We start from the raw sequence: 15,612 nt of genomic DNA, 5'->3' as shown, positions 1-15,612 counted from the left end.
GCCTGCTACGCCTTGGCGGCGAGCCCGCCGCTTGCCGTCCATCGATCCGGATCCGGGCTGTGCCCGATCAGCGCAAGCCCATAGGCGATCGACTCGAACTGGTCGCCCGACATCAGCCGTTCGTTGCCGAAGCGCTGGGCGAACAGTTTTCGCACCGCCGGCACGAAGGAGGTGCCGCCGGTCAGGAACACCTTCTCCACCTCGCGCGCGGTGATGCCGGCTTCGGCCAGCACCTTGTCGACGGTGGCACCTAACCGGGCGATGTCGTCGGCAATCCAGGATTCAAAATTCTTCCGCGTGATGGACGATCCGATCTCGACCCCGCCGCCCTTGAAGCGGAAGTCGACCTCGTCCTGCGCCGACAGCGCGACCTTGGCGTCCGACACTGCGCGGTACAGTGCAAAGCCGAGGTCGAGATCGACGATGGTGATGAAGTCCTCGAGCAGACCTGGCTTCAGCGCGGTGCGCGCAAGCTCCCGGAGCTCGCGCAGATCGCCGTTGCTCTTCATCATCGCCAGCTGATGCCAGCGCGCGAGATTGGTGTAATGGCCGCTGGGGATCGGCAGCACCTTGTCGAAGGAGCGGAAGCTGGAGCCTTTGCCCAGGCGCGGCGAGACGACATGATCGACGATGCGGTAATCGAACGTGTCGCCGGCAATCCCGATGCCGGCATGGCCGAGCGGCTCGGCGCGCAAGTGGCCGCCCGCGCGCGAGAAGCGCATCACCGAGAAATCGCTGGTGCCGCCGCCGAAATCCGCGACCAGCACGGTCGCGTCGCGCTCAAGCCTTCGGGCAAAGGAGAACGCCGCGCCCACGGGCTCGTAGACATAGCGGGCATGGCCGGCGCCCAGGCGCTCGAACGCGGCACGGTAGCGCTGCATCGCCAGTGCCTCGTCGGGATTGCCCCCGGCAAAACGCACCGGGCGGCCGACCGTGATGGTCGACGTCTCGAAGCCGAACTTCTCGCCGCCATGGCGCGCCAATGTCCGCAGGAACGCCGCCAGGATGTCCTCGAACTTGAAGCGCTGCCGGAATACTTGCGTGGTGTTGAAGCTGCTGCTCGCCGCAAAGGTCTTGAACGACTGGAGGAAGCGGTAGACGTGGCGGCCTTCGAGGAATGTCTCGATCGCCCATGGGCCGCCCTCGGCCTGGGCGCCGGCGCCCGGCCGGTCCTCCCAGAAGCACAGCGCCGACACGTAGACGCTGTGGCGCTGTCCGCCGTGATCGAAGCGGATGGCCTCGACCCGGCGATCGTCCGCCGCAAGCGCGACGACCGTATTGCTGGTCCCAAAATCGATGCCGATCGAGACGGCGGGCGAGGCGCTCGACATGAACCACTCTGACAGATGATTGGAAGGGGGCAGACCACTAGCGGCTTTGACTTGTCCTGCCAAGGCCTTGGCCCTGGCCGTCCTCTTCAGTGTGCACCCGATAGTCCCTTGATTTCGGGGCCTTTCGCGTCAGAAGAGCGCCTCCAAGAGGCTTGAGCCCCTTTTGCGGGGTCAATCTAAGCCCGAAACCGGCCGCATTAACCCCGCATTATGCTGCAATGCGGGATGTCGCATGCTGCCATGCAAACAAATGCATAGACGCTGGCATCTGGTATACATAAATTCTCCTTCGAACCAGACGCCAAGACTGATCGTCTCGAGAAAGGGATTTCCAATGGCCAAGACCGCTTCCGTCGCCTTCGCTCCGTCCACCTCGCTGTTCAGCCGCTTTCTGGCCGCGGTCGACCGTTTCCTGATGGCGAGCGCCGAGATCTCGAACCACAACGGCGACCTGCCCCGCTTCGGCCTGTGAGCCACCTTTCCCGAGCGGCCGCGTAGCTCGGGACGGTTCCACGGCAGCTCGCATACGACTTTTGATGAATGGCCCCGCGAGACGGGGCCATTTCTACTTGTGCTGTCCCGAGTCACAACCGCAGCCGTCAACGCTGCGACATTTGCGCACGGTGACCGGACCAGTGCTTGAAGCTTGGCATAATGCATACAAGAATGCCGCTCTAGCGCTCGCAGAAAAATTAGAAGCGCCACGGGAGGCTTTATGACGGACATGGTGCAGGCAACGGCCCCTACCACCGCGCGCGTTAGCGACACGTATCGCTGGGCGCAACTGGCGATCGGTGTAGGCGCGATGGTGATGATCGCCAACTATCAATACGGCTGGACGTTCTTTGTCCCCGACATTCAGAAGAAGTTCGGCTGGGATCGCGCGTCGATCCAATGGGCCTTCACTCTGTTTGTCCTGTTCGAGACCTGGCTCGTGCCGATCGAAGGATGGTTCGTCGACAAATACGGTCCGCGGCTGGTCGTGCTGATCGGAGGCGTGCTCTGCGCCATCGGCTGGGCGATCAACGCTCAGGCGACCACGCTCAACGGCTATTATCTCGGCATGATCATCGCGGGCATCGGCGCCGGCGCCGTCTACGGCACCTGCGTCGGCAACGCACTGAAGTGGTTTCCGGACAAGCGCGGTCTTGCCGCGGGCATCACGGCCGCAGGCTTCGGCGCAGGATCCGCGCTGACGGTCGCGCCGATCCAGGCCATGATCAAGGACAGTGGCTTCCAAACCACCTTCCTTTATTTCGGCCTGGGCCAGGGCATCCTCATCTGCATCCTCGCCTTCTTCCTGATCGCGCCGAAGGCGGGCCAGGTGCCGACCGTGGTGGCGAATGCCAGCCTGTTGCAGACCCGGCGCAACTATCAGCCGACCGAGGTGCTGCGTCAGCCGATCTTCTGGCTGATGTACTTCATGTTCGTGATCGTCGGCGCAGGCGGCCTGATGGTGACGGCGAATCTGAAGCCGATCGGCGTCGATTGGAAGGTCGATGCCGTTCCGGTGACGCTGATCGGCATGACCATGACGGCCGTGACCTTCGCGGCCACGATCGACCGCGTGCTCAACGGCCTGACGCGCCCGTTCTTCGGCTGGATCTCCGACATGATCGGGCGCGAGAACACGATGTTCATCGCCTTCGGCATGGAAGGGGTCGGCATCTGGCTGCTCTACCTCTGGGGCCACGATCCGATCTGGTTCGTGATCCTGTCCGGCTTCGTGTTCTTTGCCTGGGGTGAGATCTACTCGTTGTTCCCCTCGACCTGCACCGACACGTTCGGCGCCAAGTTCGCGACCACAAATGCCGGCTTGCTCTACACCGCCAAGGGCACCGCCGCGCTCCTGGTGCCACTCGGCAATTACGTGCAGCAGACTACGGGGCACTGGGACAACGTGTTCATCATCGCGGCCGGCGCCAATATCCTGGCCTCGCTGCTGGCGATCGCGGTGCTCAAGCCCTGGCGCAAGGTCGTGGTCGCAAAATCGACCCTCTGACGAGGCGCCTTACGCCGCTCTTCCTCGAGCAGACGCCCGGCCTCACGGCCGGGCGTTTTCGTTTGGCGAGCCCCTGCGTCAATGCCCGTGGCGGAGCCGGCACATTTTCTTGGACGGAGAGCCAAGTTAGGGCTTGCATTCTGGGATATGGTATACCAAGCTCCGCGCCGCGCTTGCGACGATAAGCCACAACATTTGCGACACTGGGTCATCTTGCAATCCCTAGTCGCAATCAATCAGGCGCGTTGGGAGGTTCTTGATGATTTCCAGCACGGATGGCGCCGTCACGGCCGCGCCTCTTCGCACCGGTTTCCGTTGGCTCCAGCTCGGCATGGGCATCGTCTGCATGGCGATGATCGCCAATCTGCAATACGGCTGGACGCTGTTCGTCGATCCGATCGATGCGGCCCATCATTGGGGGCGCGCCGCGATCCAGCTTGCTTTCACCATCTTCGTCGTCACCGAGACCTGGCTGGTGCCGGTCGAGGCCTGGTTCGTCGACAAATACGGCCCACGCATCGTCATCATGTTCGGCGGCGTGATGATCGCGCTTTCCTGGATCCTCAACTCTTATGCCGACTCGCTGACCCTGCTCTACGCGGCCGCTATCATCGGCGGCATAGGCGCGGGCGCGGTGTACGGCACCTGCGTCGGCAACGCGCTGAAATGGTTTCCGGACCGCCGCGGCCTCGCCGCCGGTGCCACCGCTGCCGGCTTCGGCGCCGGTGCCGCGCTCACCATCGTGCCGATCGCACAGATGATCGCCGCAAGCGGCTATCAGCACGCCTTCTTCACTTTCGGCATCGGCCAGGGCCTGATCGTGTTCGTGCTCGCCTTCTTCATCCAGCCGCCGCGGCTCTCGATCCCGCCGAAGAAGAAGCAGCTCAATCTGCCGCAGACCAAGATCGATTTCACCCCGCCGCAAGTGCTGCGCACCCCTATTTTCTGGGTGATGTACCTCGTCTTCGTCATGGTCGCCTCGGGCGGCCTGATGACCGCGGCGCAGATCGCCCCGATCGCGCACGACTTCAAGATCGCGAACACGCCGGTCACGCTCGCCGGCTTCCAGATGGCGGCGCTGACCTTTGCGATCTCGCTCGATCGCATCTTCGATGGTTTCGGCCGCCCGTTCTTCGGCTTCGTCTCCGACACGATCGGCCGAGAGCACACCATGTTCATCGCTTTCGGCACCGCCGCGCTGATGCTGTTGACGCTGTCGGCCTACGGTCACATCCCGCTGGTCTTCGTGCTGGCGACCGCGGTTTACTTCGGCGTGTTCGGCGAGATCTACTCGCTGTTTCCCGCGACCTGCGGCGACACCTTCGGCTCGAAGTTCGCGACCACCAACAACGGCATGCTCTACACCGCGAAGGGCACCGCTTCCCTGCTCGTTCCGCTCGCAAGCGTGATCTCGGCGGCCTATGGCTGGAAAGCCGTGTTCGTGGTCGCGGTGGCCTTGAACGCGACGGCGGCGCTGATGGCGCTGTTCGTGATCAAGCCGCTGCGCCGCTCCTTCATCCTCGGCAATGAAGCCGAGAGCACCGAGGCCGCGATCGCCAAGACAACCGCAAAGACCGAGACGGCATAACTGCACAAGTTCGCACGACGAGAAAGGGGCGCAGCGATGCGCCCCTTTCTTTTTGCCTCGACAACAAACGTCAGTATCGTTGTCGCAAGATTTTTCGGATCCGCCAAATCCAGTGCTTGACGATTGGCATTATGTATACCACACTTCACCCAACATTCACCCAGGGAGGTTGCAATGCTGGTCGGAGACATTCTGCGCAAGAAGACGCCGCGCGTTGTCACGGTGCGAATGAACGAAACGGTGGGTATCGCCGCCAAGCTGATGCGCGCCAACAACATCAGCGCGCTGGTGGTCAAGGACGTGGTCCGCTCGGAAGGAAACACTGCGGTCGGCATGTTCACCGAGCGCGACGTGGTGCGCGCCGTTGCCGAGCACGGCGCAAACGCCGTCAACGTCAAGGTCTCGCAGCTCGTCTCGGTGCAGCAGCTCGTGTCCTGCACCTCGAGCGACACGATCGAGCACGTCCGGCACCTAATGAACCGGCACCACATCCGCCACCTGCCGGTGATCGACGATTACAGCCTCGTCTCCGTCATCAGCATGCGCGACATCGCAGCTGCCGTTGACGAGGCTCTCAACGGCACGCCGCAAGCCGCCGCCTAAACGATACGCCCCTTCCCCTGCGACTGCCGGCCCCGGCTCGGATCCTTCCGAGCCGGACCGGATCTTTCGTCCCAAAATCCGGCTTCTGCTCCCTCGCGAGGATTTCATGAAGATCTGCATCTACGGCGCCGGCGCGATCGGCGGATATCTCGGGGTTCAGCTCGCGCGCGCAGGCGCCGATGTCAGCCTCATTGCACGCGGCGCCCACCTTGCCGCGATGCGCGAGCGCGGCCTGACGCTGCTCGCGGGCGAGGAGCAACACACCGTGCATCCGCGCTGCACCGACGATCCCACTGAGCTCGGCGTGCAGGACTACATCATCATCACGCTGAAGGCGCATTCGATCACCGGCGTGATCGAGAAGATGCAGCCGCTGCTCGGGCCCCACACCCGCATCGTCACTGCCGTCAACGGCATCCCCTACTGGTACTTCTACAAGCACGGCGGCCAATACGAAAACTCGACGCTGGAGAGCATCGACCCCGGCGGGCGGCAGTGGCGCGAGCTGGGGGCCGAGCGCGCCATCGGCTGCATCGTCTATCCCGCCACCGAGATCGAGGCGCCCGGCGTGATCCGCCACGTCTATGGCAACAATTTCCCGCTCGGCGAGCCCTGCGGCGAGATCACCTCCGATGTGCAGCGCCTCGCCGACCTGTTCGTCGCCGCCGGGCTGAAGGCGCCGGTGCTCGACCGTATCCGCGACGAGATCTGGCTGAAGCTCTGGGGCAATGTCTGCTTCAACCCGATCAGCGCGCTCACGCACGCAACGCTCGACGTGATCTGCACCGATCCGTCCACGCGTGCGCTGTCACGCGCGATCATGGTGGAGACGCAAGCGATCGCCGAGACGTTCGGGGTCAAATTCCGCGTCGACGTCGAGCGCCGCATCGAGGGCGCCCGCAAGGTCGGCGCTCACAAGACCTCGATGCTGCAGGATCTCGAGCGCGGCCGCCCGATGGAGATCGATCCGCTCGTCACCGTCGTGCAGGAGATGGGCCGCCTCACCGGCACCCCCACGCCCGCCCTCGATTCGGTGCTGGCGATGGTGACCCAGCGCGCCCGCATCGCCGGCCTCTATGACGGCGTCTCGACGCCGGCAGATCCGCGCGCACTGGCGGTGGCGTGATGGCTGGCGAGATGAAGAAGTGGCTGCGCTTCCGCCACAACGGCGCGACCGGTTTCGGCACGCTGACCTCATCGGGCATCAGCGTGCATGAGGGCGAGATGTTCGGCCGCCATGCAGCCACGGCCAAGACGCTGGCGCTGTCGGAGGTCGAGCTGCTCGCGCCTTGCGCGCCCAGCAAGATCGTTGCGCTCTGGAATAATTTTCACGCACTCGCCGCCAAGCTGAACCAGCCCGAGCCGCCGGAGCCGCTCTATCTGCTCAAGGCCACCACCAGCATCACGACGCCGGGCGCCGTGATCCGCCGCCCTTCTTACTACGACGGCAAGACCACCTATGAGGGCGAGCTCGGCATCGTCATCGGCAGGACCTGCGCCCGCGTCTCGCCTGATGAGGCCGACAGCTTCATCTTCGGCTACACCTGCGTCAACGACATCACTGCCAACGACATCCTGACCAGCGATCCCACTTTCCCTCAATGGGCCCGCGCCAAGGGCATCGACGATTACGGCCCGTTCGGCCCGGTCATCGCCACGGGCCTCGATCCTTCAAAGCTCACCGTCCGCACCATCCTCAACGGCGCGGAGCGGCAGAACTACCCGATCTCCGACATGATCTTCTCGGCACAGCAGCTGGTCAGCAGGATCTCCCACGACATGACCCTGCTCCCCGGCGATCTCATCGCCGTCGGCACCTCGGTCGGCGTCGGCGTGATGAAGGAGCCGGTGAACATTGTCACCGTCGCGATCGACGGCATCGGCGAGCTCACCAACGAGTTTCGGCTGTAGTTCGTCTTTCGCAGGCGCGCCTCCATCGTTTCCCGAGTGACGACTCGCCGGCCATCTTTCGCCGCAGCGCGGCAAAATTGATCCTGCGCAAATCACGCCGTCCCGGCCGCCACTATCCTCTCCGGCAAAAGATCGGTTTCTGATGCAAGGGAGGACGCCATGACGAATGCCGGTAATGCACTTTTGTGGACGGCTCTGTACTTTGCTCTCGCGTTCGGTGCGATCTTCGTCGTCTGGTTCGCCGACAAGATGCGCTCGAACTTCCTTGAGAAATGAGGCGCGCACGACCACGTCGCCCGGATGAGCGGAGCATCCGGGATGGTTCTTCGTGTGGTCCCGGATGTCGCTACGCTCACGCAGGCTACCAACTGTAGCCGAGAGCGAGCGCCATCGCCTCCCCGCGTCATTCCGGGGCGCCGTAGCGCAAACCCCGGAATCCATTCCTCCGCGGTCCCTGTCGCCCGATGGATTCCGGGCGCGGCGCTTTGCGCCGCCCTTGCAAGGACATCGGCGGCACCTTCGCGACGATCAGGAATAGTTTGAACCGGATCGGGTGAGAAGCTGCAACGGCATCGCACCGCCCGAAACATCCAGACGCATCACATCTGCGCGCGTCCGACATATGCCCCTAACATGTCCCCTGTGCGCCGCAACTTGGACGCATTCGGCCGCCCTTCTGTGAGGCGTGTCTGGGGGCACGGCACTGCCGTGTTTGGACCAAACCTTCTAGGGGTATCGCTGTGAAGAAGATTGTATTTGCTCTGGGTGCCACACTTGCTCTGGTGACGGCCGCGAACGCTGCGGATCTGCCGCGCCGCCAGCCTGTGCCGGTCTATCCGGCCGAGCAGGCGCCGATCGGCAAGATGCCGATTGGCAAGAGCCCGGTTGGAAAGGCCCCGATCGGCAAGGCGCCCGGTCCGGTCGCGGCGCGCTACTGACGCGTTAGCACAATGCGCGCAAGACCAGCGTAAGCGGCCGACAGTCGAGGGGCACAGCGTGACGAACAAACCTGATCGATCGGGATCCTGCATTCTTGCCGGGCTCGCCCTCGCGGCGATGATCGCGTGCCTGATGCCCTCGGTTTCGGCGCACGAAGCGAACAAGCGCGCGGCCGATGCCAATGCGCTTGTCACGACCGACTCCACGTCGCGGCCGGCGCCGCAATCGACCCGGCGCTCCGTCGCGCGCGTGGAGAAAGGTCCCTATTATGTCGACTTCCGCGCCCGCACGGCGGCGAGCTGGGGCCATGCCTTCGTCTGGTACGGCAAGACCAGCGAGAAGGCGGTCGAGGTCGCAGGGCTGACGCCCGCCGGCGACACGCTCGCTTACGTGCTCGGTCACATCACCTTCGTGCCGTCGGAAACCGGCGCGAGCTACGGCGATCTCGATCCGGAATATCTGACCGCGAGCTATCGCGTCTACCTGAACGAGGCCGACGCCAAGCGCGTGTTCGCCTATATCAAGAAATTGCAGGCGAACTCGCCGGTTTGGAACGCCGAGACCGCCAACTGCACCGGCTTCATCGGCGACATCGCCGAGTTCATGGGCCTGCAGGTCCCCAACCGCTGGCAACGCCCGGAGAATTTCGTCAACCGCCTCAAGGAAATGAACGGCGGCCGCCAGATGGTGCGGCTGTCCGCGGAGTAGCCGAAGTCCGGCAGCTCGCCATTATCTTGCTACAGACGACTTGTCCGTGCCCCGGACGCAGCGCAGCGTCTCTTTGACGGTGCGCTGCAGAGCCGGGGCCCATCTCTCAGAGCATCCGCGGATGCGTGGGTCCCGGCTCAGCGCCGCAACGTGAAGAACGTTGCAGCGCGTCCGGGACACGAGATCGCGTGGCGTCGTCACATGCGATCGTTGCACCCCAAATTATCCGCCTCGCGGAATCTCCCTTCATCCCCCGCATGCCGCCCCGCCCCCACCGCACGCCCCGCTGATAGACTTTTCCCACCCCGGGCGGCATCCTTGCGGCATCAACCGACAACAGAGCCTGCGGGCCATCCCAGGGGGAAACAGACGATGCTGCAGACACGGTTCACGAAACTGGTCGGGGTCGAGCCCCCGATCGTCCAGGGCGGCATGCAATGGGTCGGCCGCGCCGAGCTGGTCGCCGCCGTCGCCAATGCCGGCGCGCTCGGATTCATCACGGCGCTGACCCAGCCGACACCGGAGGACCTCAGGAAGGAGATCGCGCGCTGCCGCGCCCTCACCGACAAGCCGTTCGGCGTCAACCTGACGATCCTGCCCGCGATCAAGCCGCCGCCTTATGCCGAATACCGCGCCGCCATCATCGAGAGCGGCATCAAGGTGGTCGAGACTGCCGGCAACAAGCCGCAGGAGCATGTCGACGAGTTCAGGAAGCACGGCGTCAAGGTCGTGCACAAATGCACCAGCGTGCGCCACGCGCTCTCGGCCGAACGGATGGGCGTCGACGCCATCTCGATCGACGGCTTCGAATGCGCCGGCCATCCCGGCGAGGACGACACGCCCGGCCTGATCCTGATCCCGGCCGCCGCCAACAAGATCAAGATCCCGATGATCGCCTCCGGCGGCTTTGCCGATGCCCGTGGCCTCGTCGCCGCACTGGCACTGGGCGCCGACGGCATCAACATGGGCACGCGTTTCATGGCCACCAAGGAAAGCCCGATCCACCAGCTGATCAAGGAGAAGATCGTCGCCAATGACGAGCGCGAGACCGAGCTGATCTTCCGCACCATGCGCAACACCTCGCGCGTCGCAAAGAACGAGATCTCGACCAGGGTGGTCGCGATGGAGAAGGAAGGCGCAAAATTCGAGGACATCCGCGAGCTCGTCGCCGGTGCCCGCGGCAAGATGGTCTATGCGACCGGCAATTCCGACGAAGGCATCTGGTCGGCCGGCCAGGTCCAGGGCCTGATCCAGGACATCCCGAGCTGCGCCGAGCTCATCTCCCGCATCGTGCGCGAAGCGGAGGCGATCATCCGCAACCGGCTGGAGGGCATGATCGTTCAGCCGCAACGCGAAGCGGCGGAATAGTCACTGAAAGAAGTGAGAGCAATTCATGAAGGCTTACGTCTACGGTCCTGACGGCGCTCGGATTTCCGACGTCGCTCAACCAAAGCCCAAAGGCACGCAGGTCCTGGTCAAGGTCCGCGCCTGCGGCCTCAACCGCGCCGACACCGGCATGCGTAGGGGTCACGCCCATGGCGCGGCCGGCGGCGTCGGCACCGTGCTCGGGATGGAATGGGCCGGCGAGGTCGCCGAACTCGGACCGGACGCGAAGGGCGTCAAGATCGGCGACCGCATCATGGGCTCGGGCGGGGCGGCCTTCGCCGAGTACACCCTGGCCGATCACGGCCGGCTGTTCCACGCGCCCTCGAACATGAATTTCGAGGAGGCGGCCACCCTGCCCGTCGCGCTCGCGACCATGCATAACGCCGTCGTCACAATCGGCGGCGTGCAGGCAGGACAGAGCGTGCTGATCCAGGGCGCCAGTTCCGGCGTCGGCCTGATGGCGATGCAGATCGCCAGGCTGAAGGGTGCAAAACTCGTGATCGGCTCGTCGACCGACGCCACTCGCCGCGGCCGGCTGAAGGACTACGGCGCCGACCTCGCGGTCGATAGCTCCGATCCAAAATGGGTCGACGAGGTGCTGACGGCGACGAACGGCGAAGGCGTCGACCTCATCATCGACCAGGTCTCGGGCAAGGTCGCCAATCAGAACCTCGCCGCGACCAAGGTGAAAGGCCGCATCGTCAATGTCGGCCGGCTCGGCGGCACCCATGCCGATTTCAACTTCGACCTGCATGCGGCGCGCCGCATCGACTATGTCGGCGTCACCTTCCGCACCCGCACCATCGAGGAAGTCCGCGAGATCTTCGAAGAGGTCCGCAAGGACATCTGGGGCGCGGTCGAGTCGCGAAAGCTCCAGCTGCCGATCGACAAGGTGTTTTCGTTCGACGACATCGACAGGGCGTTCGAGCACATGGAAGCGAACAGGCATCTGGGAAAGATCGTGGTGACGGTGTGAGGGGCAGCGGCGGGGTAAGTCGCATGGCACGCCTCTCTCCGCTCGTGATGGCCGGGCTTGTCCCGGCCATCCACGTCTTTGCGGCTTGGGACGACGAACGTGGATGCCCGGGACAAGCCCGGGCATGACGGGGTCCCGCTCCTGCAAGTCACTCGCGACTACAGCTGTGGATCATCGCTTGATGTTCACCCGTGGGCTGCTAAATCCCCGCCATGACCTCCCAACACGACAAAACCTCGGTCGCGGCGATCTCGATCTTCGCCAGCGCCGGCATGGCGGCGGCCAAGTTCGCTGTCGGGATCGCGATCGGCTCGCTCGCACTGATCTCCGAGGCCCTGCACTCCTCGATCGACCTGGTCGCGACCATCATCACCTGGGCGGTGGTGCGGGTGTCGGACAAGCCGGCGGACGAGGAGCACCATTATGGCCACGGCAAGCTGGAGAGCATCTCGGCGCTGGGCGTCACCGCCCTGCTCTACGTGCTCGCCGGCGGCATCCTGGTCGAGGCCTATAGCCGGCTGAGCGAGGGAACCCCGCCGCCGACCATTTCGGCCGTGCCCTTCGTCGTGCTGGTGATCGACATCATCGTCAATCTCTGGCGCGCCCGCGCCCTGCACCGCGCCGCGCGCGCGACGAGGAGCCAGGCACTGGCGGCCGACGCGCTGCATTTCGCCTCCGACGTGATGGGCTCACTGGCCGTGATCGTGGGCCTGATCCTCGCCGCCCTCGGCTTCTGGTGGGGCGATGCCGCGGCGGCTGCCGCGGTCGCCGTGATGATTGCGGCCCTCGGCCTGCGCATGGCCGGCTCGACCGTGCAGACGCTGGTTGATCGCGCTCCCGTGGGCGCGCAGGAGAAGGCCACGGCCGCGATCCGCAGCGTGCCCGGGGTGATCGACGTCGAGCGGCTGCGCGTGCGCATGGTCGGGGCGACCACGTTCATCGACACCATCGCAAAGGTGCCGCGGACCTATCCGATCGACCGCGTCGAGGACATCAAGCGCAGCGCGCAGGCCGCCGTCACCGCGGCGTTCGGTGATGCCGACCTCACTTTCGCTGCGGTGCCTGTCGCGCGCGACAACGAGACCGTGCGCGACCGCATCATGGTGATCGCGCGCAATTCGGGCCTCGCCATCCACCATGTCACGGTGCACGATCTCGGCGCCAAGTTGATCGTCAGCATCGACCTCGAGGTCGATGGCGGAATGCAGCTCGATGCCGCCCACGACATCGCCAACACGCTGGAGCGCAATATCCAGGAGGAGTTCGGCGAAGACGTCGAGGTTGACGTTCATATCGAGCCATTGGAACCGGAACTTCCGTTCGGCATCGATGCCACGGCGGAACGGGTGCGGACGATCGCCACCGCGCTGGCGGAATATGCAGCCGACGGCGCGATCCACGACATCCATAATGTCCGTGTCCGCAACACCGATGCCGGCGAGATCGTCAACTTCCACTGCCGCGCGACACCGTCGATGAGCGTGACCAAGGTGCACGAGCAGGTCGACGCGATCGAGCGTGCGCTGCGGCGCGCGTTCCCGAGCGTGAAGCGCGTGATCAGTCACGCCGAACCGCCGCGCGCGTGACGAGGCAAACGAGACGAAGAACGCGCGAGGAGTCACACGTTCTCGTTTCGGACTCCTCACATCCGTCAGTTTGCGGACGCGCGACGCACAAACTGCGCGCTGGATAAGAATAATTTCGCGTTAACGATTCGTTGACTCTCGACAGCCCGCGAAAACTGGATTCAAATCGCTGTGATTCGGAAGCGATGTGGGGCTGCTTCCGGACTTCAGTTGCAAGCTGGTTTTCAGGGGGCCGAAGGCATGTCGCGTGCAGACGCCGCGAACGCGTGCGTCCAATCCGATTCGATCAAGGGATTGGCGCAATCGATCGCGAAACCTGCCTATCATCGGCTCTTGATCGCGGAGCCGGCGCTTCGTCGCGCCGTGCCGACGCTCATCATCGCCTTCCTGATCACGATCTGTCTCGGCGCTTTCGTCCAGGTGGTCGATCAGACCCGTCAGAAGCGGCTGGTGATCCGCCACGACATCTCGGCGCTCGCCGATCTGCTGGCCGAACGCATCGACCGCCTCACCTCGCTGCGGCAGGAGCGGCTCAGGAACATCGAGAGCCTGCCGACGCTGCTGCCGGACCTGATCCCGTCCTGGGGCACGGCTTCGGGCCGCCACGTCATCGTCACCTCGGCCGGCATCGAGCGCCGCGTCCTCGCCCGCATCCCGGTCGACAGTGATCCTTCCGGCAACGACCGCCTGCTCGACGCCATCACGACGGCACAATTGCTCGCGGCGCCGACACGCGACGGCGACATCTCCGACATGACGCTTCCGAGCGGCAACGCCGCGATGGCGACCTCGCGGCAGATCAAGTCGCTGCCCGGCTTCGTCACCGTGATCCAGGAGCGCAACGAGCCGATCTGGGGCTCGGACGCCGCACTCTCGGTGACGCTGTCGGCGACGACCGGCTTCGTCGTCCTGATCCTCGGCTTCGCCTTCCACTGGCAGTCCACCCGCGCCCGCGAGGGCGACCTCATCAACGACGCCGTGCGCGGCCGCATCGACACCGCGCTCAACCGCGGCCGCTGCGGGCTGTGGGACTGGGACCTGTCGCGCGGCCGAATCTTCTGGTCGCAGTCGATGTTCTCCATGCTCGGCCTCGACGGCCGCCACGAGCTCCTCACCTTCGGCGAGGTCAACGCGCTGGTGAAGTCGGACGACATCGACCTGTTCGCGATCGCCGACCAGCTCATCTCGGAGAAGATCGACCACATCGACCAGACCTTCCGCATGCAGCATGTCGACGGCCACTGGATCTGGCTTCGCGTCCGCTGCGAGAAGACGCGCGGAGCCACCGATTCCAGCGTGCACCTGATCGGGATCGCCGTCGATATCACCGAGCAGAAGAGCCTCGCCGAGAGGACGGTGGAAGCCGACCTCCGCCTGCGCGACGCCATCGAGACGATTCCGGAAGCCTTCGTGCTGTGGGATGCGAGCGACCGCCTCGTGCTCTGCAACTCGCACTTCCAGCGCCTGCACAGGCTGCCGGAGACCGCCGTCATCCCCGGCACCTCCTACGAGACCGTGCTCGAGGTCGGCCGCATGCCGGAGGTGCGCACCCGCCACAACGAAACCGCTGCCCAAGGCCCGGGCGCGCGCACCTTCGAGGCGCAGCTCGACGACGGCAGCTGGTTGCACATCAGCGAGCGCCGCACCAAGGACGGCGGCTACGTCTCGGTCGGCACCGACATCACCCGCATCAAGGAGCACGAGCAGAAGCTGGTCGACAACGATCTGCGCCTGCGCGCCACCGTCATCGACCTGAAGCGTTCGCAGGCCGCGCTGGAGCGCCAGGCGGTCGAGCTCGCCGATCTCGCCGAGAAGTACCAGCGCGAAAAGACCCGCGCCGAGGAAGCCAACCAGACCAAGTCGAAATTCCTCGCCAATATGAGCCACGAGCTGCGCACGCCGCTCAACGCCATCATCGGCTTCTCGGAGATCATGGGCTCGGGCATGTTCGGCGAGCTCGGAAGCGAGAAGTACCAGGAATATTGCCAGGACATCCTGACCAGCGGCCACTATCTGCTCGAGGTGATCAACGACATCCTCGACATGTCGAAGATCGAGGCCGGCCGCATGAAGCTGGACATGGAACAGCTCGACCTGTCGCGGACGCTGGCGGAATCCTTGCGGGTCGTCACCGGCCGGGCCCAGGACAAGCACATCACGCTCGACGCCGACATCGCAAAATCCATCTCCGTCGTCGCCGACCGCCGCGCCACCAAGCAGATCATCGTCAACCTGCTCTCCAATGCGGTGAAGTTCACGCCCGACGGCGGTCGCGTCGTGGTGCGCAGCCGGCAACTCGACGACCGGATCGTGCTGATGATCGCCGACACCGGCATCGGCATTGCGCCGCATTCGCTGGCACGCCTCGGCCGCCCGTTCGAGCAGGTCGAGAGCCAGCTCACCAAGACCTATCACGGCTCAGGGCTCGGGCTCGCCATCGCCCGCTCGCTGGCACAGCTCCACGGCGGCTCGATGCGGCTGCGCTCCAAGCTCGAGGTCGGCACCGTCGTCCGCGTGACCCTGCCACGCGACGCGATCAAGGCGGCGTCCGGGATTTCGGCGGCGGCTTGAGGCGCGATGAG

13 protein-coding genes are annotated in these 15,612 nt (G+C 64.8%); 12 read left to right on the top strand and 1 reads right to left on the bottom strand.

The genetic code is table 11. The features are described 5' to 3' along the window. Positions 1–5: 5 nt before the first annotated feature. A complete protein-coding gene (locus tag XH84_RS07915; RefSeq protein WP_128919002.1) occupies positions 6–1,331 on the bottom strand; it encodes an Hsp70 family protein in 1,326 nt (441 codons plus the stop codon). Positions 1,332–1,665: 334 nt separating this feature from the next. Here XH84_RS07915 and XH84_RS39590 point away from each other — a divergent pair, with 334 nt between their 5' ends. The 12 genes from XH84_RS39590 to XH84_RS07860 all read left to right on the top strand — a co-directional run bounded on the left by XH84_RS39590 (position 1,666) and on the right by XH84_RS07860 (position 15,601). Next, the gene (locus XH84_RS39590) at positions 1,666–1,803 is read left to right on the top strand and encodes a hypothetical protein (RefSeq protein ID WP_164936198.1); all 138 of its coding nucleotides are present in this window, start codon (positions 1,666–1,668) and stop codon (positions 1,801–1,803) included. A 243-nt stretch (positions 1,804–2,046) separates the two neighbouring features. Further along, positions 2,047–3,333: an oxalate/formate MFS antiporter gene (oxlT, locus tag XH84_RS07910; protein WP_128919001.1), complete on the top strand. Its 1,287-nt coding sequence runs from the start codon at positions 2,047–2,049 to the stop codon at positions 3,331–3,333. Positions 3,334–3,592: 259 nt separating this feature from the next. Then, on the top strand, positions 3,593–4,921 hold the full coding sequence (gene oxlT, locus XH84_RS07905) for an oxalate/formate MFS antiporter (RefSeq protein WP_128919000.1): 1,329 nt from the start codon (positions 3,593–3,595) through the stop codon (positions 4,919–4,921). A 174-nt stretch (positions 4,922–5,095) separates the two neighbouring features. Next, positions 5,096–5,524: a CBS domain-containing protein gene (locus tag XH84_RS07900; RefSeq protein WP_128918999.1), complete on the top strand. Its 429-nt coding sequence runs from the start codon at positions 5,096–5,098 to the stop codon at positions 5,522–5,524. A gap of 106 nt (positions 5,525–5,630) precedes the next feature. Beyond that, positions 5,631–6,650 carry a 2-dehydropantoate 2-reductase gene (locus XH84_RS07895; RefSeq protein ID WP_128918998.1) on the top strand — a complete coding sequence of 340 codons (1,020 nt, stop codon included), beginning with the start codon at positions 5,631–5,633 and terminating at the stop codon, positions 6,648–6,650. 11 nt (positions 6,651–6,661) lie between these two features. Next, the gene (locus tag XH84_RS07890) at positions 6,662–7,435 is read left to right on the top strand and encodes a fumarylacetoacetate hydrolase family protein (protein WP_164936201.1); all 774 of its coding nucleotides are present in this window, start codon (positions 6,662–6,664) and stop codon (positions 7,433–7,435) included. A 740-nt stretch (positions 7,436–8,175) separates the two neighbouring features. Continuing rightward, positions 8,176–8,373, top strand: coding sequence for a hypothetical protein (locus XH84_RS07885; RefSeq protein ID WP_249153894.1), 198 nt, complete (start codon positions 8,176–8,178; stop codon positions 8,371–8,373). A gap of 58 nt (positions 8,374–8,431) precedes the next feature. Further along, positions 8,432–9,082: a hypothetical protein gene (locus XH84_RS07880; RefSeq protein ID WP_128918996.1), complete on the top strand. Its 651-nt coding sequence runs from the start codon at positions 8,432–8,434 to the stop codon at positions 9,080–9,082. A 372-nt stretch (positions 9,083–9,454) separates the two neighbouring features. Next, on the top strand, positions 9,455–10,450 hold the full coding sequence (locus XH84_RS07875; protein ID WP_128948131.1) for an NAD(P)H-dependent flavin oxidoreductase: 996 nt from the start codon (positions 9,455–9,457) through the stop codon (positions 10,448–10,450). Between the two features lie 25 nt (positions 10,451–10,475). Next, positions 10,476–11,444: a zinc-binding dehydrogenase gene (locus tag XH84_RS07870; protein WP_128918994.1), complete on the top strand. Its 969-nt coding sequence runs from the start codon at positions 10,476–10,478 to the stop codon at positions 11,442–11,444. Between the two features lie 212 nt (positions 11,445–11,656). Beyond that, positions 11,657–13,030 carry a cation-efflux pump gene (locus XH84_RS07865; RefSeq protein WP_128918993.1) on the top strand — a complete coding sequence of 458 codons (1,374 nt, stop codon included), beginning with the start codon at positions 11,657–11,659 and terminating at the stop codon, positions 13,028–13,030. 240 nt (positions 13,031–13,270) lie between these two features. Beyond that, entirely contained in the window at positions 13,271–15,601 is a 2,331-nt protein-coding gene (locus XH84_RS07860; protein ID WP_128918992.1) for a PAS domain-containing sensor histidine kinase, read from the top strand. The last annotated feature ends 11 nt before the right edge of the window (positions 15,602–15,612 follow it).

The sequence above is a fragment of the Bradyrhizobium nanningense genome, assembly GCF_004114535.1.
GTDB lineage: Bacteria > Pseudomonadota > Alphaproteobacteria > Rhizobiales > Xanthobacteraceae > Bradyrhizobium > Bradyrhizobium nanningense.
This window is presented reverse-complemented; position numbering and strand designations above follow the sequence as displayed.